Origin of the sequence: Luteibacter anthropi (assembly GCF_011759365.1) — a bacterium.
GTDB classification, from domain to species: Bacteria; Pseudomonadota; Gammaproteobacteria; order Xanthomonadales; family Rhodanobacteraceae; genus Luteibacter; species Luteibacter anthropi.
On sequence record NZ_JAARLZ010000007.1, the window covers coordinates 82,976 to 104,047 of the forward strand.

Here is a 21,072-nt window from a genome sequence, read left to right on the forward strand (position 1 = left end):
TCAGGGGCCGTCGTTCGCGCGAATCGTTGCTTCGTTGATCTCGCGCACCCTGGCCTCGTCCACTTTTTCGACCTTGCGGTCGTAGGTATAGAGCCCGTTGTGTTCACCCTCGACGTCGGTGATCTGCGTATACACGCTGCCGGACATGCCTTTGCCCGGCCCCTTGTCGCGTAGCACGGCGGTGTTGGCTACGTAACCGGCGTTCAGTGCTTCGGCGTCCTTCACGTCGCCATAGGGATTGATCGCCGTGTTCGGCCATACGTGACCGGGAACGCCCAGGGTAAGGCCGCCATGCTCGCCGTCCATGGAGGCGCGGGTGGCATCCGGGGTGGGCAGGCCGGGACCCTGGTAATCATGCACGTCGTATACGTCGCCGGCCTTCGGGTCACCCTTGGTATCGCAGCAGTTCAGGCCGCTGCGGGCATCGACGATGCGTGACGGATCCAGTTGCTTGATCTGCGCCGACAGTTCGGCGGCTGCCGGAATGCTCCACTGGCCCCAGCCTTCGTTGAACGGAATCCAGCCGATGATCGAGGTATGGCCCTTGAGCTGCCCGACGATGGATGTGACATCGGCACGGAAGCCGGACTTGTCGGTGGCGCTCAGCGCGTCGTTGCGTCCGGTAGGCAGTGATGGCATGTCCTGCCACACCATCATGCCGATGCGATCGGCCCAGTAGTACCAGCGGGCGGGCTCCACCTTGATGTGCTTGCGGATGGTGTTGAAGCCGAAGTCCCTGGTCTTCTGGATATCGAACTTCAGTGCCGCGTCGGTAGGCGCGGTGTAGATGCCGTCGGGCCAGTAGCCCTGGTCGAGCGTGGCCAGCAGGAAGGTCGGCTTGCCGTTCAGTACGATGCGGTTCTTGCCACCCACCTTGGCAATGGCGATGGTACGAAGGCCCGCATAGCTGGTCACTTCGTCCTGCTTGCCGCCCTGCGTGAGCGTGGCCTTGAACGTATACAGGAACGGGTCTTGCGGGCTCCAGGTATGCGGATGCGCAACAGGCAGGCGCAGGGGCTTGCCGGCGGGGCCGCTGGCCTCGCCCACCTGCTTACCGTCTGCATAGGCGGTGACCTTCAACGTCGCTCCTGCGCCGGTACCGTCGATCTTCGTGGTGACCGTGAAGGCGTCGAGGCTTTTAACCGCCGTGAAATCCAGTTGCGCGAGGCTTGCAGCGGGCACGGGTTCCAGCCAGACGGATTGCCAGATGCCGGAGGCTGCGGTGTAGAAGATTCCCTCGGGTTTCAGTCGCTGCTTGCCGACCATCACGTTGGCGCTGTCCACGGGTGCATGCACGGCGACGACGATTTCCTGGGGGCCTTGCGCATGCAGTGCCTGGGTGATGTCGGCACTGAACGAGGTGTAGCCACCCGTGTGCTTCGCCACCTGCCTGCCGTTGACGTAGACCGTAGCGTCCTGAGCCACAGCGCCGAAGTTCAGGCGCACATGCTGACCGTTGGTGGTGAAGTCGGCAGGGATATCCACCATGCGGCGATAGAACATGTCATCGGCATGTTTCTGCACGCCCGATAGCGCCGATTCGATGGGATAGGGCACGAGCACCTGGTCTTTCAGATCCTGGTTGAAGGGCGGCGCGCCCTTGCCATCGGCGGCTGAGTACTGCCATACGCCGTTGAGGCTCATCCAGCGGGGTTGTTCCAGCGAAGGCCGGGCCAGCTGCGGGCGCGGGTACTCGGGCAGGGCGTTCTTCGGCGATACCTCAGCCGTCCACGGCGTGGCCAGCGGTGCGACCTTGCCGTTCCATACGGTGGCGGTGTCGGGTGCCGCCATCGCCAACGGCGCCACTCCCATCGCGAGCGCCATGCCGATCCAGGCGCTCAGGCCATTGCGTTTGATCTTGCCGGTCATCTGTTTTCCTCGTCGGTTCACTGTGCGGCCGTCGACATGGACGGCGGCGCATCGTGTGGATCGGTGCCCCAGGTCTTGCTGGGTTCAGGGCCCATCGTGAGCACCAGCGTGGCACCCCTGGCGATATCGGCGTGGCTGAACCAGGGCCTGGTCCAGGGCTTGCCGTTGAGCGTGGCGGACTGGATGTACATGTTCCGCTCGGAATTGTTCTGCGCGACGATCTCCAGCACCTTGCCGTTGCCCAGGCGCAGGCGCACGCGGTCGAAGATCGGGCTGCCGATGATGTACTCCGGCCTCGACGGATCGACCGGGTAGAAGCCCATCGCGCTCAGCACGTACCAGGACGACGTGGAGCCCTGGTCGTCCATGCCCGGGTAGGCATAACCGCTGGCGTCGCTGCCGTACATGTCGTTGAGGATGCGCCGGGTGAGTGCGGCCGTCTTCCATGGCTGGCCACTCCACGCGTAGAGGTAGGCAGCCTGCTGGTCGGGCTGGTTGCCTTGTACATACTGTCCGATCAGGCCCGTGCAATCGCGGCATATACCCCTGGCGGTATAAGGCGTGGAGAAGAACGCATCCAGCTTGGCGTTGAAGGCATCGCGGCCACCGAGCAGGGTCATGAGTCCCTGCACGTCATGCGGCACCAGCCACAGGGTGGACCAGCCGGAGCCTTCCTTCATCATGAAGTTGTAGTACGGCTCGCCCGGATCGAAGGGTGATATCCACTTGCCATCCTCCGTGCGGCCACGGAAGAAGCCCACCGAGGGATCAAAGACGTTGCGATAGTTTGCAGCGCGATGCAGGAACATCTGCGCATCGTCTTTCTTGCCCAGCCGGAGGGCCATGTCGGCCAGCGCATGATCGTCCCAGGCGTATTCTAGCGTGGTTGCCACGCCAGCCTTGCCACCTGCATAGGGTGGACTGGGGTTACCCGGCGGCACGATGTCCGAGATCCAGCCCTGTTTCATGTACTCGGCGAGGTAACCGCGCGGCCCGTTGGGATCGGTGGCGTTCTTGCGCAGGGATTCGTACGCGGCGGCATAGTCGAACGCAATGCCGCGCTGCCAGGCGCCGTCGTAGAGGAACACGGCATGGTCGCCATGGAACGACGTATTCATGTAGCCACGCTCACGGGCGCGGTCCAATTCCGATTGCATGATGTCCTGCACCACGGCCGGCTGCATCAGCATCAGCAGTGCAATCTGGTTGCGGCCGGTGTCCCAGAACGGCACCGGGCCGTAATGGTCGTAGCGGGCGACCTGGTCGTTGCCGCTGGAGTCCGTATAGTGCTCGCCCTTGCGTGCGATCATGCGCGGGCTGGCGAAAGAGTGGTAAAGCGTAGAGTAGAACAGCATGCGCTGCTTCGGCGTGCCGCCGGTTACCTCGACACGATCGAACAACTGGGCCCACTTCGCGCGCGCCTTCTCGTGCACGCGGTCGAAATCCGTATCACTGTCCTGGGCCTTCAGTCGTTGCTCGGCCTCTGCGGCGCTGTGGCCGTGGGCAATGCGTACCGTCACCTGGTCGCCGTTTTTCGTGTCGAAGGTGAGATAGGCGCCGGCATAATCGCCGGAGACACTGCGGCGATCGGCCTGCACGTCTTCCCGGCCGAGTCCTTCGCCCTTGTGGATGATCTCGGCATGGAAGGTACCGAAGTGCGCAAAAGGCCGGGAGAACTCAGCGACGAAGAACGGACCATCCGCGTCGTGGTCGCGACGCCCTGCCGTGGCGACGCCGCGCACGGTGTGATCGTCCACCACTTCCACCTCGCCGCCGTCGCGGCGCAGGTTGATGATGACGTTGGAACGATGGCTTTCCGGGAAGGTAAAGCGCATCAGGCTGGTCCACTGTGTCGCCGTCAGCTCGACCCGGGTACGGAAGCTGGAAAGGTCTACCGCGTAATAGCCGGGCGATGCCTTCTCGCTCGCCTTGTCATAGGTTGAGGTGGCGTAGTCGGGCGGCACGGTCCAGTCGCCCACCACCGGCATGACCATGGGAGCGCCACGTGCTCCGTAGGTAGAACCGCCTCCCGTAAAGCCCACCATCGTGGGACGACGGTAGTCGTAGGCCACCGGTACGCCCGTGGCAAAACCGAGGTCGACGTTGATATTGACCGGCGCGGCTTCGGTGGCGCTCTGCGGAAGGCTGGCACCCGGCGTCGTCATGCCGGTGTACAGCGGCTCGCCGGGCGGAGGAGAGTTACCGATGAGATCCTGCCGGTCGAGGGCCGAGGTGCCCACCAGCGGGTTGGCGAGGTCGAGCGTCGATGGATGGCCGGCGGCCGGCGGCGGTGCTGCGAGGCTGTCGAGGGCGAAGGTCGCCAGTGCCACGGCGAGAAGGGATCGTGCAGAAGAGGGGATCATGCGCGCTTCCAGGGAGCGGAAGGATTGCGGGGCCGGGCGTTGTCGCCCGGCCCCGCTCGTGTTTACTACTTGTCAGCACCACCGAACTTGTACGTCACGCCTACGTAGTACTGGCGGCCCGGATACATCAGTTGGACCAGTCGGGCCCGGGTGTCGCTACCCAGGTAGGTATGCGGCGTGGACTTGGTCAGGTTGATGATCGAGGCGGTGACCATGAAGTGCTTGTTGAACTCGTAGTCGCCGTTCACGTCGATCTGGTGATAAGGCTGGGCGTAGATGGGCAGGCCCGAGGTGAGACCCTGCATCGTGCGACCCGTCCAGTTGTCGCTGGCACGCAGCAGCAGGCCGTTCTTTTCATAGAACAGCGAGACGTTCGCCGCGTACTTCGCGCTGCCGATCAGCTCCGACTTGCCGACCTGCGTGTCGCCCAGCGAGACGGGAGTTTCGTTCGTCTTGTTGAGCGTGTAGTTGGCGATGTAGCCAAAGCCCGAGTCCCAGGTGTGCTGGGTGTAGAACTCAATGCCCTTCGACGTACCGGAGCGGCCGTTGGCGTTGGTGCTGTACTGCATGAAGTTCTGCGTGCTGCCACCGACGTTAACGTCGATGTTGTTCACCGTGACCGGCACGACGAAGTTCTTCACCTTCTTCTGGAACAGGTCGATACCAATCACCGACTGCGGGGCGTAGTACCACTCGCCGGCCAGGTCGAACTGCGTGGCGGTGTACGGCTTCAGGGCGGCATTGGCACCGCTGCCGTACCAGCCAGGCTGCGGCGAGCCGAACTGCTTGCGATCGTTGTAGTAGGCCTGGGTGTAGTTGGTGAGACTGCCGAGCTGCGCCAGGTCGGTGTAGTTGGCGCGTGCCATGGCCTGCGAACCGGCGGCACGCAGCACGAAGCTGTCGGCGATGGTCCAGGCGATGTTGAAGCTGGGCAGCAGCTTGTTGTAACGCTTCTTCGTGGTGGCGTTGGTGAAGTTCTCGACCACCGCCACTTCGCGCGGCAGGTACTGGAAGTCACCCGGTGCGCAGGCGCCACCGCCGGCATTCACGCCATTGGCCGGGCAGATCAGGATATTGCCCGCCGGGTCGTGGTAGTACACCGCGTTGTTGGTGGTGATGTCGTTGGCGACGGTGAGGTCCTGCTTCGTGGTGACGAAGCGCAGACCCACGTTGCCGCGGATGGTGCCCGTATCGAAATTGGCCTGCACGTAGGCCGCGGCAATCTTCTCGCCGATGGACGACTTGTTCTGCGGCTTGTTGTAGATCACCCGGTCATAAGTGGAGTTCAGGTGATTGTAGTAAGCCGGGAAGTTGATGCCCGGGAAGATGCTGTTGTCGTAGACCTCGTTGCTGCCGTTGAGGCTGTTGGCCAGCAGGAAGCCTGCGGGCAGCTGGCCGGCGTTCGGATCGCAGGTCTGGAACTGCAGGGTGGTGCCCTTGCAGTACCAGCGCATTTCATTGCTCTGCTGCTCGGCATGCGCGTCGGTGTATTTCCCACCGAACTGGATCGACTGCAGCCAGGTGGAATCGAAGGCCCACGTGAAATCCGCCTGGGCGAAGTTCTGCGAGGTGCTGGTGTTGACCATGTTCGAACCGGTGGAGCCCAGGTCGACCTGGCCTGCACCGGCAAGCATGTTGCGCAGCACGTCCGGCGAGGCGTTGATACCCGGGTTGTCCAGCGTCCACGAGGCGCCGTTGCTGCCGTCCACCCACTGGCCGTTGACGAAGTTGCGCGGCTTGGCGGCCATGCTCAGCTGCACCGACGGGCCGCCCTTGGCCCAGGTGCGGCCAACGTTGAACGAGCCGCTGAGGCTGCCACCGTTATCCCATTCACCTTCGAGGTTGAGGGTCTGCGAGGTGGCCTTCTCGACCGAATAGTTGCCGTTGAGCCAGGGGATTTCCGTGGAGCACACGTCCACTGCCTGGCGCGCCTTGCCCGTCGACGGATTGACCGAGGCATTGCAGCCCACACCGCTGGGCGGAAGCTGGTAGTTGGCGCCGGTGACGATCGTGTGCGAGGGATCGAAGGTCAGGCCGTTGGGGGCAAGCAGGCGACCCTGCTGATCGGCATAGTTGCTGTTGCCCGGCAGGCCCCACTCGGGCACTTCCAGCGTGTTGGTGATCTGGGTCTGCTGGCGCTCGAAACGGAAGTAGTTACCCGTCAGCAGGAAGTGGTCGCTGGGCTTGAACTGCATCGTTGCCTGCGCGCCCTTGGTCTTCAGGTCGAGCTGGTTCTGGCTGGTGGAAAACTGCTGCGGCATCCAGAAGCCGTTGTACTTCCGGCCGGCCTGGTCAACCACGCCGTTGCCCCACTGGTCGATATTGGATGCAACGGAGGGATCGAAGGTGCCGCCATGCACGTTCGTCGGCGGCTGGGTACAGTTGGTATTGCTCGCACAGTTGTCGGACCACCAGTGCCAGCTCGAAGCATCGGCCTGGTAGGTGGTGGTGCTGCGCTTCTGGTACGAACCGGCGACGAGCACGCCGAAGGTCTCGTCCTTGTTCTTCCACGACCACAGCCCCGATACCTGGGGCTGGGTCTTGCTGCTGGTGTCCGACGACGCGGCGGTACCGGTCACGAAGCCTTCGTTCACGCCCATTTCCAGGGGGCGGCGGGTGCGCAGGTCGACGTTGCCGCCGATGCCGCCTTCGTCCAGGCGCGCTTCAAGGCTCTTGTAGAGCTTGATGTCCGAGAACATGTTGGCGGGGAACAGCGTGTAGTTGAACGAACGGGTCAGGCCCGCCGAGGTATCGGCCGAGGCGACGTAGTTGCCGTTCAACTGGGTAAGAGTCAGTTCGGGGGCCAGGCCACGGATGCTCACCGTCTTGCCTTCACCGGACTCGCGGCTGATGACCACGCCAGGCACGTGAGCGAGCGCGTCGGCGATGTTCTTGGCGGGGAACTGGGCGATGTTCTGCGCGTTGATCACCTCGACGATGGAGTTGGCTTCGCGCTTGTCTTCCATGTTCTGGTTGATCGACTGGCGATAGCTGGTGACCACGACCGAATCGAGGTCGGTGGTGCCGGTGGCATCGCCGTTCTTGTCGGCCTTCTTGCTCTTGTCGTTCTTCTTCGGCTTCGCGGTGTCCGTGGCCTGGTCCGGTGCGGCCGGGCTGGTGGTCGTGGAGGCGGGCGTGGCCGTTTGCGCCATGGCGTCGGCAGGCAGGCCAAGGTAACCGGCAAAGGACAGCGTCGCGGAAGCGAGGGCCGTGTACAGCGGTTTGCGCATGAGCATATGTGGCTTGTTATTCATTTTGTTTTTATTCCCCTCAATGGTGTGCATTCGTATGGAGTGCGGCGTGGTGAGCCCCCGCTCGATCACTCGCCGCAGATGCGCGATCTCTGGCTACACGCGTCCTCCTTTCCCCTTGGATTGGATCGATCCAAAATTTGGATGGCCGAAAGCGTCCAGGCTGATCGGCGGTGGTTGCTTCAATTCCCCTGGTGCAGAAGGCGAAGGCCTATGGCAAGGAGCCCCGAAGCAGGGGATGGCGTCGTCGCGATCGTCGGCCGGGGAGGCCGGACGAGCGAGGCGACAGCAGGGTGTCCGCAGGCTCGCGGAGCCGGGAAGCAGGACGAAGGGAATTACTGGCCACGACAATAATCCGCATTACCGCAGCGGTGAATGCGGTACGCGGCTGGGCCATCCTGAAAAGGCGGGCATATCTTGTTGTCATCAAACGGCTTCCCATTCCCCTCGCTACGGCAGGCGGGAGCAGCGGAGACATTCGTGCGGCAACTGATGCCTGCACCCCCATGCCTTGCCACCCCCGGTCCCGGTCAGGCAGCACCGGATGCTCCGGTCCTGCCTGGCATTGGATCGATCTAATTTCCCCTGGTGGCGAATTAAGACGCCGAAACGGCAGGCTGTCACGCTGCGCCGCAAAAAGAATGCGTGGCAAGGGTGGAAAAGACGCCATACCCTGTAGGAGCGCGCCTCGCGCGCGACCGTTTGATACGTAGCGTCTCCGAATGAGGAGGCCTCCCTACCGAAGGTGTGGGACCCGATCGCATCGGCGATGTTGCGCTCCGTAGGAACCCAGCCCTGGTGGTGTTTCGCTCCGCAGGGCGGGCTAGCCTTCCGGCCTCGCATCGGCGCGTGAGACGTGGCGGCGCACGAGGCGACGGGGGCGGCCCTTGCCGCTCCGGCCTGCGGTGTCCCTCGGGAAAAGAGGAGCCGCTGCGCGGCTCAGTGTCTTATGGCTTACGCCCCTTCGGGCACGGTGAGCGCGCGGGGTTTCCTGACTCGACATCCTGTCTCGGCAGGAAAGGCCGGCCTTCCTGGCCGGCCCCGCTGCGCGGCCTTATCCGCCCACTCCCCTCACCTCCATCAAGTCGCACCAAGGGCCGCCCCCGCCGCCTCTCCCCGTCGTGATCGCGGCGTGTTGTAGGAGCGCGCCTGCGCGCGACCGGTTGTCGCGAATACCTTCATCGTTTCGATCCCACCGGTCGCGCGCAAGCACGCTCCTACAACGCAACACTGCTACCGGATGGGCAATCAACTCGCGACAACATACCCTCTGTAGGAGCGCGCCTCGCGCGCGACCGGTGGAGCGGGAGCGATGATGGGGTGCGCCATGAATGGTCGCGCGCAGGCGCGCTCCTACAGGGGGTAGAACCTGATCGTTGCGATCAGGCCTTCTTCAGGAAACAGACCTTGAGCACGAGCCCCTTGATCTTGTCCGAGTTGCCTTCGATATGTTCGGCATCGCCATCGACAAGGCGGATGTTGCGGATCACCGTGCCCTGCTTGAGGGGAATGGACGATCCCTTGACCTTGAGGTCCTTGATGACGACGACCGTGTCGCCACTGGCAAGGACATTGCCGTTGACGTCGCGAACGACGGTATCGGGATCGTCGGATGCAGCGGCAACCTGGGGCCATTCGTGGGCGCAATCCGGGCAGATGAAATGCTCGCCGTCCGGATAGGTGTTTTCCATGCCGCAGACGGGGCAGGGCGGGATGTCATGGGTAGTCATGCCCGATTTTACCACGCGTGCTTTCAGACGCCGCGAGGCGTCAGTGTCGCAGCAGGTTGTCCGCAGATGGGTTTTCCCGTGGCAACGCAGGTCTTTTGCCAGTGATTCCAGTCATCCGGCCGGATACCCGCACCAAGGGCGACCCTGTGCAGGTCTTCCCACGATGTGATCACTGGCGCTGTGAGCAGGGCGCGCATGAAGGCCCTCATTTTCTTCTCGCCTACTTGTTGCTCCAGCGATAGCAGAAGGAACGGGCCATAGCTGTAGCGATAGGATTCGGAGATGTCGCCGCTTTGGGTCACCTTGTCCAGCGGGATAAATGCTTCCTTCTGCTTAGCGGCCTGCTCGGCCCAATGGGCCACGCGTTTGTCGGCTGCCGCTTTGCCACGGATGGCCCGAAGCGCTTTCATGGAGAGGAACTCGGCGTTGGATTCCAGAAGGAACCAGGCATACGGCCCTTGTGGCCGCACCAGCGTGCCGAAGTAGTAGTGCCCGAGCTCGTGTGCAAGATAGCTGATTTCCTGATCGGCTTTATCGCCGCCCGCCAGTAGCGTCGTGCCGATCTTCCCGACACTGCCACTGAAGGCAATCGTCGGCCAGGTGGCAAACCCCCAGCCGGACCCGGTCCGGTCCCGTCGCACCTGGTCGATGGTGATCATGCGCAGGAACACCGGGCGATCCATCATGGCCTTGCCCATATAGTCCTGGTAGTACGACTGGACCTTCCCGACCAGTCCGGACATGGCCTCCGATGAAGTGGCATCGACGGATTCGTTGAGGATGGTGACGTTGGCGGTTTTCGTGATGGGCCCCGTGCCCCCGAAAATCATGGGCGGCCGTGCGATATCGCTATGGAACGTGGCCTCGGTCCCTTCCAGCGGAGCATCGCCATTGGCATAGATGAAACGACAGTCATCGCAGGTGACATCAAGGTGGTAAGCCATGTCACCAGCGCGCACCCTGGCTTTCGGATCGTAGGGCAACGGCAGCCATGCCGACTGCTCGCTGAAGCGGAAACTGTCCCCATTGAAGGCCATGATGCCCTTGAAGTCGCCGGGAGCATCGTGTGCCGGGTAGATGGGAAGGGCGCCTACATACTGCACGCACAGCATGGGTGGTGCATGGGTGACGGTGTAGATCCGTGCCTCGCCGTCGATGTCTGGACCATAGGATCCATCGAATGAAACGGCATTGCCCTGGCCATCGGTCACCTTCGCCACATTGAGCCCTGTATTCAGCACGAAAGCGCCGGAGAGTGCTTCGGGTCGATGCGTCATGCAGATGTCCCCCTTCACCACGCCCGTATGCAGGTTGGTGCGAAGGCTTCCGGACGCCATCAGGTCGGCACGCGTATCCGGCGTACTGGTCGCCCCCGCTTTGGCCACCGAGACTCCGGCAGGCTGATTGTCGAGAATGGCGTTGATGGCGTCGGCCATGGCATAGACGTCATTGCGATTCTGGCTGGTCAGCAGAATGAGCGTGCGACCCTTGATGGGATCGGCCATCAGAAGCGCTTCGAAGTTGTAGTTGCTCCCGTCATGAACGTGGCGGATGAGGTGGTCGCCATCCATTTCGCCGTGACCAAAACCTGTCTGCCACCTGGGATTACCGGTCGTCAGGATCCGGCGCGTGCTGTCCGGTGTAATCAGGCAAAACCTCGTGACGCAGTTCGACCAGCGAAAAAGGTCATCGACGGTGACCGCCGGCCAGCCGGAGAGACGGACCTTCAACGGGTCTTCCTTGAAATCTGCGGTGAACCCCCGCGCTATCCGGGGGATGCCATCGACGGGGTCGATGACTGCGTCGGTGATTCCTGCCTTGGGGAAAACACGGGTTTTCAGAAAGGCAGAGTAGTTCATCCCACTGACGTTCTCGATGATGCGTCGACGCAGGAAGGTGTTGTTATTGTTGTACGCGTATTGGGTTCCCGGTGGGAAGTCGAGTTGCTTCAATGCCCGGAGATTCCTGAGGGCATCGGCATCATTGTTAACCGTATTCTTGTCGATGCCCGGCAGGCCGCTGGTGTAGTGGAGAAGATCATTGAGCGTGACGGCCCTGGACCATGGCGGCAGGTCGGGTATGAATCTGGAAACCGGATCGGAAAGCGAAAGTCGCCCATCTTCGGCCAGCATCATGATGCCCGTGGCGTCGAACTCCTTGCCAATCGAGCCAATGTCAAACCGGTGGGATATCGACAGCGGTACGTTTCGGCTTGCATCCGCATAGCCATAGGCTTTGCGAAGGATGACCTCGCCATGGTCCGCAATGAGCACATTGCCGTTGAGCTGGCCGGCCTCGCAGGCGTGATTGAGGTACGCATCGAGCGCCGCCGCTCGCGGCCCGGTGGCCATGGCATGGCCGGAGAGTGTGCTGAAGCCCAGGGCTGCGATGGCCCCCCAATACCGCATCCCATTCACGACATGCCCCCATGTGTTCGGCGAGATCGGTTCGATGGTGGCGGGCGGGCATTGGTTTAATGGCCTGATGGGCTTCCCGGCGTGGCACGCAGTCAGGTCGATAGGTAGGGCTTGACTCTAGAGTTGCATCGAGCGTCTAGACTTGCCCCATGACTACCCAGACCTCCTTCACCATCGGCCGCATCGCGCAGAGCGCCGGCGTGGCCATCGATACGATCCGGTTTTACGAGCGGGAAGGGCTGTTGCCCGAACCGCGGCGCCGGGCTTCGGGTTACCGCGAATACGACGAGGGCGCCGTCTCCCGGCTGCGCTTCATCCGGCGGGCCAAGGACCTTGGTTTCACGCTGGATGAGATTCGTGAGCTGCTCGCGCTGTCTGCCGACCGCCATGGTGGGGTGGAGGGTGTGCGCGAGCGGGCGGCGGCCCGGTTGAAGGCCATCGACGAGCGCATCGTCGAATTGCAGCGGGTGCGCGACGGCCTGTCCGAACTTGTGGACGCGTGCCCGGGCCACGGCGCCCCGGAAGACTGCCCCATTCTCAAGGCCCTGGCGGAGCCCGGTCGATGAGTCATTCCTGCTGCTCGCACGGCGCTGCCGATCAGGCCGCGACCGTTATCGACCCGGTGTGCGGCATGACGGTGGACCCGGCGAAGACACCGCACCACGCCACGCATGACCATCATGAGTATCACTTCTGCGGTGCGCGCTGCCGCGAACGCTTCATGGCCGAACCGGCGAAGTTCCTGGGGCCGAAGGAGCCCGAGGTCGCCATGCCGGCAGGCACGATCTACACCTGCCCCATGCATCCGGAGGTGCGCCAGGAGGGCCCCGGGTCGTGCCCGAAATGCGGCATGGCCCTTGAACCGGCGATGCCGTCGCTGGATGACGACGACAGCGAAGTGCGTTCGCTGGGACGGCGCCTGTGGACCCTTGTGGCACTCACGCTGCCGGTCTTTCTGGTCGCGATGGGCCCGCACCTGTTCGGCTGGATGTGGCCGGAGCCCTGGGCGTCGATTGCCCGCTGGGGCGAGGCGACGCTCGCGACTATCGTGGTGCTGTGGGGCGGTGCGCCTTTCTTTGCGCGCGGCTGGCGTTCGTTGAAGCCGTGGTCGCCGAACATGTACACGCTGATCGCACTGGGTACCGGCGTGGCGTGGCTGTACAGCGCGATCGCCATCCTCGCGCCGGGATGGTTCCCGCCGTCGATGCGCGGCATGCATGGCGAGGTGGATGTCTATTTCGAGTCGGCCGCCGTGATCGTCACGCTGGTGACCCTGGGCGACTTCCTCGAACTGGGTGCACGTCGACGCACCGGCGCCGCCTTGCGTGGATTGCTGGCCCTCGTGCCCAAGACGGCACGCCGCATCGGCAAGGACGGCAGCGAAGACGACGTGCCGCTTGAGCACCTGCATGCCGGCGACCGGGTGCGTGTGCGGCCGGGTGAAAAGGTGCCGGCCGACGGTACGGTGCTGGAAGGCGAAAGCCACATCGACGAGTCGATGCTTACCGGCGAGCCCATGCCGGCGGCGAAGCGCGAGCACGACAAGGTTACCGGTGGCACGCAGAACCAGCATGGTGCGCTGGTGGTGCGGGTGGATCATGTGGGCGCGGATACCGTGCTGTCGCGCATCGTCATGATGGTGGCCGAAGCCCAGCGCTCGCGGGCACCGTTGCAGCGGGTGGCCGACAAGGTGGCGGCATGGTTCGTGCCGGCTGTCGTCGTCTGCGCGCTGCTGGCTTTCGCCGCGTGGTGGATGGTCGGCCCGCAGCCGGCACTGGCCCATGCCCTGGTGGCGGCCGTTTCCGTGCTGATCATCGCCTGTCCGTGCGCACTGGGCCTGGCCACACCGATGTCGATCATGGTCGCCAGCGGTCGCGGTGCCCAGGCGGGCGTATTGTTCCGTGATGCGGCAGCCATCGAAACGCTGCGCGATATCGACACGCTGGTGTTCGACAAGACGGGCACGCTCACCGAGGGCAAGCCGGCACTCACGCAACTGCGCGGCTTCGGTGTCGAGCGTGCCGAAGCCTTGGCGTTCGCGGCGGCCGTGGAGCGTCCCAGCGAACATCCGCTGGCCGCCGCCATCGTGGCGGCGGCGGAAGCCGAAAACGTGGCGATTCCTGCCGTCTCGGGCTTCCAGGTGGCGGTGGGGCGTGGTGTGAGTGGCCGTATCGACGGACACGACGTGGCACTCGGCAATGCGCGCCTCATGGAGCATGAGCGCGTGGACATCGGTGCGGCGCGCGACCTGGTCGAGACCTGGCGGGCAAAGGGCGCCACGGCCATGTTCCTCGCCGTGGATGGCCGCCTTGCCGCTGCGCTGGCGCTGGCCGATCCGGTGAAGGTGTCCACGAAGCCGGCGTTGCAGGCGCTGCATGAGGCAGGCGTTCGCCTGGTGATGCTCACCGGTGACAGCGAGGCGACGGCGAAGGCCGTGGCATCCCTGCTGCCCATCGACGAGGTGCATGCCGGTGCGTCGCCCGAGGACAAGGCGCAGATCGTCAACGACCTGAAGAAAGCGGGTCGCCGGGTGGCAATGGCGGGTGATGGCGTGAACGATGCGCCGGCGCTGGCGGCGGCCGACATCGGTATCGGCATGGGCAACGGCAGCGATATCGCCATCGAGAGTGCATCGGTGACGTTGCTGAAGGGTGACCTTGCGGGTATCGAACGTGCACGGGCCTTGTCGGTCGCCACGGTGAAGAACATCCGGCAGAACCTGTTCTTCGCCTTCGTCTACAACGCGGTGGGCGTGCCGGTGGCGGCGGGCGTGTTGTATCCGCTGCTGGGACTTACGTTGTCGCCGATGATCGCGGCACTGGCGATGAGCCTGAGCTCGGTGTCGGTGGTGGGCAACGCGCTGCGCCTGCGCAAAGCCTCCATGTAGGAGCGCGCCTGCGCGCGACCGGGTTTTGCGAACAGATGGGTCTATCGCGAAAACCGGTCGCGCGCAGGCGCGCTCCTACAAGAGCGTTAGTGGGGGTCGAAGGAGGGTGGGGCGTCCTTCGGCTTGCTGGCCCACTGCTTGTTCGGCTTGTCGGAAAGGTCGAATTCCAGCCTGCCGCCCTTCAAGGTGAAGGACTCCGGCAGCCAGGCGCGATCGCTCGGCTTGCCATCGACCTTGAGCGCATTGACGTATGGGCGTCCCTGGCCGGCATTTGGCGCGAGGATGGTCACGTCACCACCCGGACGGTGCACGGTGGCACGCGTGAACAACGGGCTGCCAACCACCAGCTCGGCACGACCGGGAATCGACGGATACACGCCCAGTGCGGCAAACACGTACCACGAGGACATCTCGCCAAGGTCGTCGTTGCCCGGAATGCCCTTCGGCTCGTTCAACCAGATGGTGTCGAGCACGCGACGCACCAGTTCCTGCGTCTTCCACGGCTGGCCGGCGAAGTTGTATAGCCACGGCGAACCGATGGATGGTTCGTTGTTGAGTTCGGCATGCAACGGGCCGGCGTTGGTCACCGCGAATGCGCCATCCGGCTGGTAGAAGAATGCATCGAGTCGCTTGCGTGCCTTCTCCAGGCCGCCCATGGCCTTGAACAGGCCGCCGGCATTGAAGGGCACCATCCACACGTACTGCGCCGCGCTGCCTTCCACGAAGCCGTCTTCGGTGGACGGCGTAAACGCGTGCGGCTGTTCCTTGTCGTCGTCCTTCACCAGTGCCCAGGAGCCGTCTGCATTCCGGTTGCGGATATAGCCGCCTTCGGCGGTGGCCTTCGGGTCGAAGAGATTGCGCCAGTATTGTGCACGCTCAAGGAAACGCTTTGACGTAGCAGTATCGCCAAGGCGTTCGGCGAGGGCGCTGATGCCGAACTCGGCCGTGGCCAGTTCCAGCGTATCCGCCGCGGGGCCCCACGACGGCGCACCGACAGGGATGTAGTGCAGCTTCAGCCACGATTCGAGGCCGGGACGCTGGCCGACGCATTCCACTTCGCAGCCATCGTGCGAGGCATCCAGTGCGGTGGGATTGTCTGCCGCATGCACGAGCGAGGCGAGGGCGCCCCTGGCATCGAAATCGCGTGCGCCGAAGGCATGGATGCCAGCGATCGCCGGCGCAGCCGGGTCGCCGTTCATCACGTGCGTACCGCCATTGTTATGCGTCCAGCGGTCCCATACGCCGTTGTTCTGTTGTGCCTGGTTGTAAAGGCTTTGGGCGATGTCGCTGGCGATGTCAGGTTCGAGCCATGCTGTGAGCTGCAACTGCGAACGGTAGACGTCCCAGCCGGAAAAGTTGGCGTACTGGGCCTTCTGCCTGCCTTCGACGCGGTGCGGCTTGTTGTCGAAGCCCATGTATTCACCGTTGACGTCGCTGAAGACGTTCGGCGTCATCTGGGCGTGGTACAGCGCTGTATAGAACACGGTGCGCTGGTCCGGCGTGCCGCCTTCGACGTCGATGCGCGAGAGCTGGCCGTTCCACGCGTCCACGGCCTTGTCGCGCACGGTTTCGAACGAGGTGCCCTTCGGTACTTCGGCGTCGAGGTTGGCCTGCGCATTGGCATCGCTGACATACGAAATGCCCACGCGCACGTTTACGTCCTTCGTGCCCGGTGCGAAACCCACCCAGGCCCCCGAGCCGGTGCCGGCATCCGGGAAGCCCTTCTTGCCATAACCCGTGCCGCCTTCGCTGCGCGTGCCACCGTGGCTCACGTCGGCGTTCTTCCACGTGCCCGTGGAGGAGAACGGCTGGTCGAATTCGATCACGTAATGCAGCGTGTAGTAGCTGCGCTTGTCGGCATCGTTGATGTAACCGCAGAAATTGCCGCTGGTGACCTCACCGCTGATCCGCCGATGCGCAGCGTCCACGGTGACCGTGGCCTTCTCCGAACCCACTTCCGAATCGGAGGCGCGCACCAAGACGTTCGCCGGCTTGCCGGCCGGGAAGGCGAATCGTGCGGCACCGCTGTGCAGGGCGGCGGTGAGATCCACGGCCACGCCGTTATCGAGTGTCACATGGTAGTGACCGGCCCGGGCCTGCTCATTCGCATGCGAGAAGGTGGATGTATAGGTATGGCGAAAATCCTTGCTGGGCGACTGGGTCACCTCTTCGGTGACCGGCATGATGGGCACATCGCCCGATGCGCCGGCACAGCCCCAGCCTTCCACGTTGGTGAGACTGAAGCCGCGCAGGGTGTCGGCGCGGTATTCGTAGCCGCCCGGAGCCGCGATGGGCGATTTCTTGCCCGGCAGGGGAGAGGCTTCCGGACTGAACTGGAGCATGCCGAAGGGGACGACGGCGCCGGGGAAGACATTGCCCCCGTTGGTGGTGCCTATCAGCGGATTGACGAGGCTCGCCGGTCCGTCGGCGGCGCCGGCCAGGGCCGGCAGGAGGGCGGATACAAGGACGAGCGGACGCAACGGGCGCAAGGCAGTCTCCCCTGGACAGGCTGAATTTGTCTCGATTGAAATCCTATGCGGGGCGATTGTCCCGTGCCATGGGTCATGTCCGGCATGAATGAAGTTCTACCGTGCGCGGGGGTATCGAAGCTTCCCCTAAGTAGGGGGTCGGATGATCCGCGCACTCCCTCCCGCCGTCGGTTCCATGTTCTTCGTCCTCGTCTTTTTCGCCACGCTTGCCGCCTTTGCCATCAGTGCCGTCAGCGGCGGTGGAGCCGGGCTGGTGCTGATGCCCGTGCTCAGGCTTGGCCTGCCCATGGCCCAGGTGCCGGTGGCGCTGTCCATCGGCAGCGCCGTGAGCTCCATGACCCGCATCGGCCTGTTCCTGCGCCATGTGGAATGGCGCATCGTGCGCTGGTTCGTGCCGTTCTCGATTCCCGGGGCGTGCATGGGCGCCTGGCTGCTGGGCCATGTGAGCCCGGTGTACGCCGAGCTGCTGATCGGGCTGTTCCTGCTGGCCAACCTGCCCATGCTATGGCGCAAGCCGCGACTCACGATGGCGCGTGCGGCGCCGGGGCCGGGCCTGCTGGGCGTCATCGGTTTATGTGCGGGCTTCGTTTCGGGCCTGACCGGTGCGGTCGGCCTGCTGTTCAATGGCTTCTACCTGCGTTATGGCCTCGACAAGGAGCGCATCGTCGCGACCCGTGCGGCGAACGAGATCATCCTGCACCTGCTCAAGATCGTGCTCTATGTGTATTTCGGGCTGGTGACGCGCGAAGCCGTCGGTGCGGGTGCCGTGCTCGCCATCGCGGCGGTGATATCCACCTTTGGCGTACGCCGCATCCTGCCCTTGCTGAGCGAGGCGCTGTTCCGCCGGCTGGCCTATGGCTCGATGGTGACCGCTGGTATCGCCATGACGGCGATGGCCAGTCATGCCCTGGTACAGACGCATGGCATCGGGGTGAGCACCCAGCGGGTTGCCGGCGGCACCAATGCGCGACTGGCCGGTTTCGGCCGCGAGGTGACCGTGGAATTCCGCCGGCACGAGCCGACGGAAATCGAATACCTGATCGGGCTGGCCGACCTTCCCGATGGCATTCGCGAGCAGGCGGAACAGCTCGCGTCGGGCGCCGACCGGGTCGTGGTCGAAGCCGTGCATTCGCTTGGCGAACGCAGTTTCGAACTATCGGTGCAGCGCGGCGACGAAGTGGAAAAATATCGCTTCTGACGACTTACCAGAGAATGCCGTCCACCGGCTTCATCGGTTCCAGTCCATGCGCTTCGCCAAGGCCATCGCGCAGGTCGATCTCGATGGCGCGGGTGAGGGTGGTGAGCGGAACGTCGTCTTCCAGGTTCTCGAACGGATTCTGCATGTCGTTGCCGATCTGCAGCAGGGCGAGGAACAGGAAGCCCGCCACGGTGGAGCCCAGCGGCGTGTACAGGCCCAGCGTTTCCACCAGTCCCAGCGGCAGCAGCAGGCAGAAGCCGTGGGTGAAGATGGCGGGATAAGTCGCGTACTGCTGCGGCAGCGGCGTGTTCTTGATCCGCTCCATGCCGCCTTGCGCATTGGAGATGTCGCTCAGGGTGCGTGACAGGGCGGCGAGCAGGATCGGATCGGGTTCGGTGCCTGCGATGATCGTCGCCGTGCGCGCATGGATGGCGTTGGGTACGTTGGCGACGCCGCGCAGGCGTTCCACCTCGTCGGCCGGCAGGCGGTTGGCCAGATCGTCCCAGGGCGACTGGCGACGCAGGTGCATGCGCAGGGCGTGCACGTAGGCGATCTGCCGGTGCGCCACCGTGGCCGCCACGTCACGGCGCGGCAGCAGGGTGAGGGCTTCACGGGCGAGGGTGCGCGATGTGTTCACCATGGCGCCCCACAGGGTGCGCGCCTCCCACCAGCGCGCATAGGCGGTGGTGTTGCGGAAGCTCAGGTATACCGCCACGGCCGAGCCGAGCAGGGTCACCGGCAGCGCCGGAAACTCAGCCCAGCGCGGGTGGCTGAAATACCAGAACACCGTCACGGCCACGTCCCACGCCAGCAGCCAGATCAGCGGCCGGCCCACGTAACGCAGGATATGGCCCAGATGCGCGCGCCCCGGGAGGATCACGCGGCGTGCTCGTGCTGGATGGCGTCGGACAGGTGCACAAAGTGATCCGTCTTCTCATCGAGCACGACCACGCTGCCATCGCCGATGTTGTAGACCCAGCCCTGCAGGGTGATCTCGCCATTGGCCCGTGCGGCGGCCACGGCAGGATGCGTGCGCACGTGCGCAAGCTGCAGGCGCACGTTTTCCTCGATCGTGGCCTGGAGCGCTTCCGCACCTTCCAGCTTGCGCGCGAATACGGCGCTCTTCGCTGCCTGCGCATTGCGTAGCCAGGCTTCCACGGTGGGCAGGTCCTTCGTGGACTCGGGATTGAGCAGGCCCTTCATGGCGCCGCAGTCGGTATGGCCGCAGATGACCACGTTCTTCACCTTCAGCACGGTCACCGCGTATTCGACCACCGCCGACACGCCGCCCATCATCTCGCCATAGGCCGGCACGATATTGCCGACGTTGCGGCAGACGAACAGCTCGCCCGGCTCGGTCTGGGTGATCATCTCGGGCACTACGCGCGAATCGGCGCAGGTGATGAACAGGGTGTGCGGACTCTGGCTGCCGGCCAGTTCGTCAAACAGGGGTTTGTTGTCCTGGAAGACCTTGTGGCTGAACTTCTCGACGCCCTTGAGCAGGCCGAGCAGGCTTTCGTCGCGAGGGGTTTCCTGGGTCATGCGCTCACCTTGGAATGAACCCCGCCGCAAAGTGCGGCGGGGTAGGGAGCGGAGTTTAAGACAAAGCTCAATGAGGCGAATGCGAAGGCGTACGGAAGTGCCCTCAGCCTGCGGCTTCCAGCAGCAGTTCCACTTCCACTGGGACGCCCAGGGGCAGGCTTGCCACGCCCAGCACGACGCGGCCGGAGAGCAGGGCCTCGCCAAAGACGGCGCGCATCACGTCGGATGCCCCATCGGCCACCCGAGGGTGCTCCCGGAAGTCGCCGGCCGTGGCGATATACACGCCCAGCTTCGCCACCCGGGTCACCCGGTCCAGCGAACCCAGGAAGGCCCTGGCGGCCGACAGGCCGCTCAGCACGGCCATCTGCGCCGCCTTGTGGCCTTCCTCGACGGTCAGTTCCGCACCCAGCCGGCCCAGGATCGGCAGGTCGTGCCCCACCGCGGGCAGCATGCCGCTGAAGTACACCATGTCGCCGACGCGCACCGCTTCGACATAGCTGCCGAAGGGTGTGGGTGCCGGCGGCAGGCTCAGGCCCAGCGCCGCCAGCCGGCCTTCTGCCGAGCCGTTCACCACTTGCCCAGGTGCGCGCCACCATCGACGCGAACCTGCTCCCCGGTGATGCGCGGTGCTTCGGTCAGGAAGACCACGGCGTCTACGACTTCATCGACGCTGGAAATGCCCTTGATCGGCGACAGGGTGGCCAGGAAATCCTTCGGATTGGTGGCATGCAGCGGCGTATCCACGATACCTGGCGACACCGTGTTCACCCGGATGCCGTCCCCGGCGTACTCCATGGCGAGGTTCTTCGTCGCGGCCTCGATGCCGCCCTTGGTGATCATCGACGCCGCGGCGTTGAGGCCTGCAATAGGGTTCTGTGCCAGCGGGGAGGTGATGCTCACGATGCTGCCGCCCGTGCGCTGGCGCAGCATGCGCGCGATCACGCGCTGGGTGATATGCAGGAAGCCGTCGAGATTGGTCGCCACGAGGCTGCGGTATTCCTCGATGGTGGTTTCCACGAACGGTTTGGCGATGAAGATGCCTGCGTTGTTGACCAGGGCATCCACGCCGCCGAAACGTTCCACGGCGGTCGCGAGCACGGCATCTGCCGTGGCCGGGTCGGCGATATCGCCATCCACGCGGGCCAGGCGATCCGAGGGCAGCAGCTCACGAGACTGGCTGACCCGGCGCGAGGTGGCCACCACGTTGTAGCCACGCTCAAGGAAGAGATTGACGAGCCCGGCGCCGATACCCTGCGATGCGCCGGTGATGATGACGGTTTTCATGACTGCCTCCAGTCGATGGTGGAATGACTGGGGCGAAGTATG

13 protein-coding genes are annotated in these 21,072 nt (G+C 64.2%); 3 read left to right on the forward strand and 10 right to left on the reverse strand.

Going from position 1 to position 21,072, the window contains the following annotated elements:
• From HBF25_RS13820 to HBF25_RS13840, 5 genes are all read right to left on the reverse strand, one after another.
• The gene (locus tag HBF25_RS13820; RefSeq protein WP_166949347.1) at positions 1 to 1,869 is read right to left on the reverse strand and encodes a glycoside hydrolase family 2 protein; all 1,869 of its coding nucleotides are present in this window, start codon (positions 1,867 to 1,869) and stop codon (positions 1 to 3) included.
• Positions 1,870 to 1,886: 17 nt separating this feature from the next.
• Positions 1,887 to 4,232 carry a GH92 family glycosyl hydrolase gene (locus HBF25_RS13825; RefSeq protein WP_166949349.1) on the reverse strand — a complete coding sequence of 782 codons (2,346 nt, stop codon included), beginning with the start codon at positions 4,230 to 4,232 and terminating at the stop codon, positions 1,887 to 1,889.
• A 65-nt stretch (positions 4,233 to 4,297) separates the two neighbouring features.
• Positions 4,298 to 7,486, reverse strand: coding sequence for a TonB-dependent receptor (locus tag HBF25_RS13830; RefSeq protein ID WP_166949350.1), 3,189 nt, complete (start codon positions 7,484 to 7,486; stop codon positions 4,298 to 4,300).
• Between the two features lie 1,379 nt (positions 7,487 to 8,865).
• Positions 8,866 to 9,213: a zinc ribbon domain-containing protein YjdM gene (locus HBF25_RS13835; protein ID WP_166949352.1), complete on the reverse strand. Its 348-nt coding sequence runs from the start codon at positions 9,211 to 9,213 to the stop codon at positions 8,866 to 8,868.
• A gap of 23 nt (positions 9,214 to 9,236) precedes the next feature.
• Positions 9,237 to 11,621 (reverse strand): serine hydrolase domain-containing protein, encoded by a 2,385-nt coding sequence (locus HBF25_RS13840; RefSeq protein WP_243853241.1) that lies wholly within the window; start codon positions 11,619 to 11,621, stop codon positions 9,237 to 9,239.
• 158 nt (positions 11,622 to 11,779) lie between these two features.
• On the opposite strand from HBF25_RS13840, the gene HBF25_RS13845 reads away from it, so the two are divergent.
• Both HBF25_RS13845 and HBF25_RS13850 read left to right on the forward strand, forming a co-directional pair.
• Positions 11,780 to 12,196, forward strand: a complete 417-nt coding sequence (locus HBF25_RS13845) for a heavy metal-responsive transcriptional regulator (RefSeq protein ID WP_166949356.1) — start codon at positions 11,780 to 11,782, stop codon at positions 12,194 to 12,196.
• Positions 12,193 to 14,517, forward strand: a complete 2,325-nt coding sequence (locus tag HBF25_RS13850; protein WP_166949358.1) for a heavy metal translocating P-type ATPase — start codon at positions 12,193 to 12,195, stop codon at positions 14,515 to 14,517. The genes HBF25_RS13845 and HBF25_RS13850 overlap by 4 nt, the downstream gene beginning before the upstream one ends.
• An 86-nt stretch (positions 14,518 to 14,603) precedes the next feature.
• On the opposite strand, the gene HBF25_RS13855 is transcribed toward HBF25_RS13850, so the two are convergent.
• Positions 14,604 to 17,006 carry a GH92 family glycosyl hydrolase gene (locus HBF25_RS13855; protein ID WP_166949360.1) on the reverse strand — a complete coding sequence of 801 codons (2,403 nt, stop codon included), beginning with the start codon at positions 17,004 to 17,006 and terminating at the stop codon, positions 14,604 to 14,606.
• 142 nt (positions 17,007 to 17,148) lie between these two features.
• Between HBF25_RS13855 and HBF25_RS13860 the strand changes: the two genes are divergently transcribed.
• Positions 17,149 to 18,204 (forward strand): sulfite exporter TauE/SafE family protein, encoded by a 1,056-nt coding sequence (locus HBF25_RS13860; protein ID WP_166949362.1) that lies wholly within the window; start codon positions 17,149 to 17,151, stop codon positions 18,202 to 18,204.
• Positions 18,205 to 18,208: 4 nt separating this feature from the next.
• Here the strand turns inward: HBF25_RS13860 and HBF25_RS13865 are convergent, their stop codons facing one another.
• The 4 genes from HBF25_RS13865 to HBF25_RS13880 form a co-directional block, all read right to left on the reverse strand.
• Positions 18,209 to 19,084, reverse strand: a complete 876-nt coding sequence (locus HBF25_RS13865) for a bestrophin family protein (RefSeq protein ID WP_166949364.1) — start codon at positions 19,082 to 19,084, stop codon at positions 18,209 to 18,211.
• The gene (locus tag HBF25_RS13870) at positions 19,081 to 19,746 is read right to left on the reverse strand and encodes a carbonic anhydrase (RefSeq protein ID WP_166949366.1); all 666 of its coding nucleotides are present in this window, start codon (positions 19,744 to 19,746) and stop codon (positions 19,081 to 19,083) included. Before HBF25_RS13870 ends, HBF25_RS13865 begins: the two co-directional genes overlap by 4 nt.
• Before the next feature lie 103 nt (positions 19,747 to 19,849).
• Positions 19,850 to 20,317 (reverse strand): RidA family protein, encoded by a 468-nt coding sequence (locus tag HBF25_RS13875; RefSeq protein ID WP_208392580.1) that lies wholly within the window; start codon positions 20,315 to 20,317, stop codon positions 19,850 to 19,852.
• The gene (locus tag HBF25_RS13880) at positions 20,314 to 21,030 is read right to left on the reverse strand and encodes an SDR family NAD(P)-dependent oxidoreductase (protein WP_166949370.1); all 717 of its coding nucleotides are present in this window, start codon (positions 21,028 to 21,030) and stop codon (positions 20,314 to 20,316) included. Before HBF25_RS13880 ends, HBF25_RS13875 begins: the two co-directional genes overlap by 4 nt.
• Between the last annotated feature and the right edge of the window lie 42 nt (positions 21,031 to 21,072).

Coding starts and splice junctions, on each gene's coding strand:
- HBF25_RS13880 (WP_166949370.1), bottom strand. CDS start 21,030: ATGAAAACCGTCATCATCACCGGCGCATCGCAGGGTATCGGCGCCGGG.
- HBF25_RS13870 (WP_166949366.1), bottom strand. CDS start 19,746: ATGACCCAGGAAACCCCTCGCGACGAAAGCCTGCTCGGCCTGCTCAAG.
- HBF25_RS13860 (WP_166949362.1), top strand. CDS start 17,149: ATGATCCGCGCACTCCCTCCCGCCGTCGGTTCCATGTTCTTCGTCCTC.
- HBF25_RS13825 (WP_166949349.1), bottom strand. CDS start 4,232: ATGATCCCCTCTTCTGCACGATCCCTTCTCGCCGTGGCACTGGCGACC.
- HBF25_RS13850 (WP_166949358.1), top strand. CDS start 12,193: ATGAGTCATTCCTGCTGCTCGCACGGCGCTGCCGATCAGGCCGCGACC.
- HBF25_RS13840 (WP_243853241.1), bottom strand. CDS start 11,621: ATGCGGTATTGGGGGGCCATCGCAGCCCTGGGCTTCAGCACACTCTCC.
- HBF25_RS13845 (WP_166949356.1), top strand. CDS start 11,780: ATGACTACCCAGACCTCCTTCACCATCGGCCGCATCGCGCAGAGCGCC.
- HBF25_RS13830 (WP_166949350.1), bottom strand. CDS start 7,486: ATGAATAACAAGCCACATATGCTCATGCGCAAACCGCTGTACACGGCC.
- HBF25_RS13820 (WP_166949347.1), bottom strand. CDS start 1,869: ATGACCGGCAAGATCAAACGCAATGGCCTGAGCGCCTGGATCGGCATG.
- HBF25_RS13835 (WP_166949352.1), bottom strand. CDS start 9,213: ATGACTACCCATGACATCCCGCCCTGCCCCGTCTGCGGCATGGAAAAC.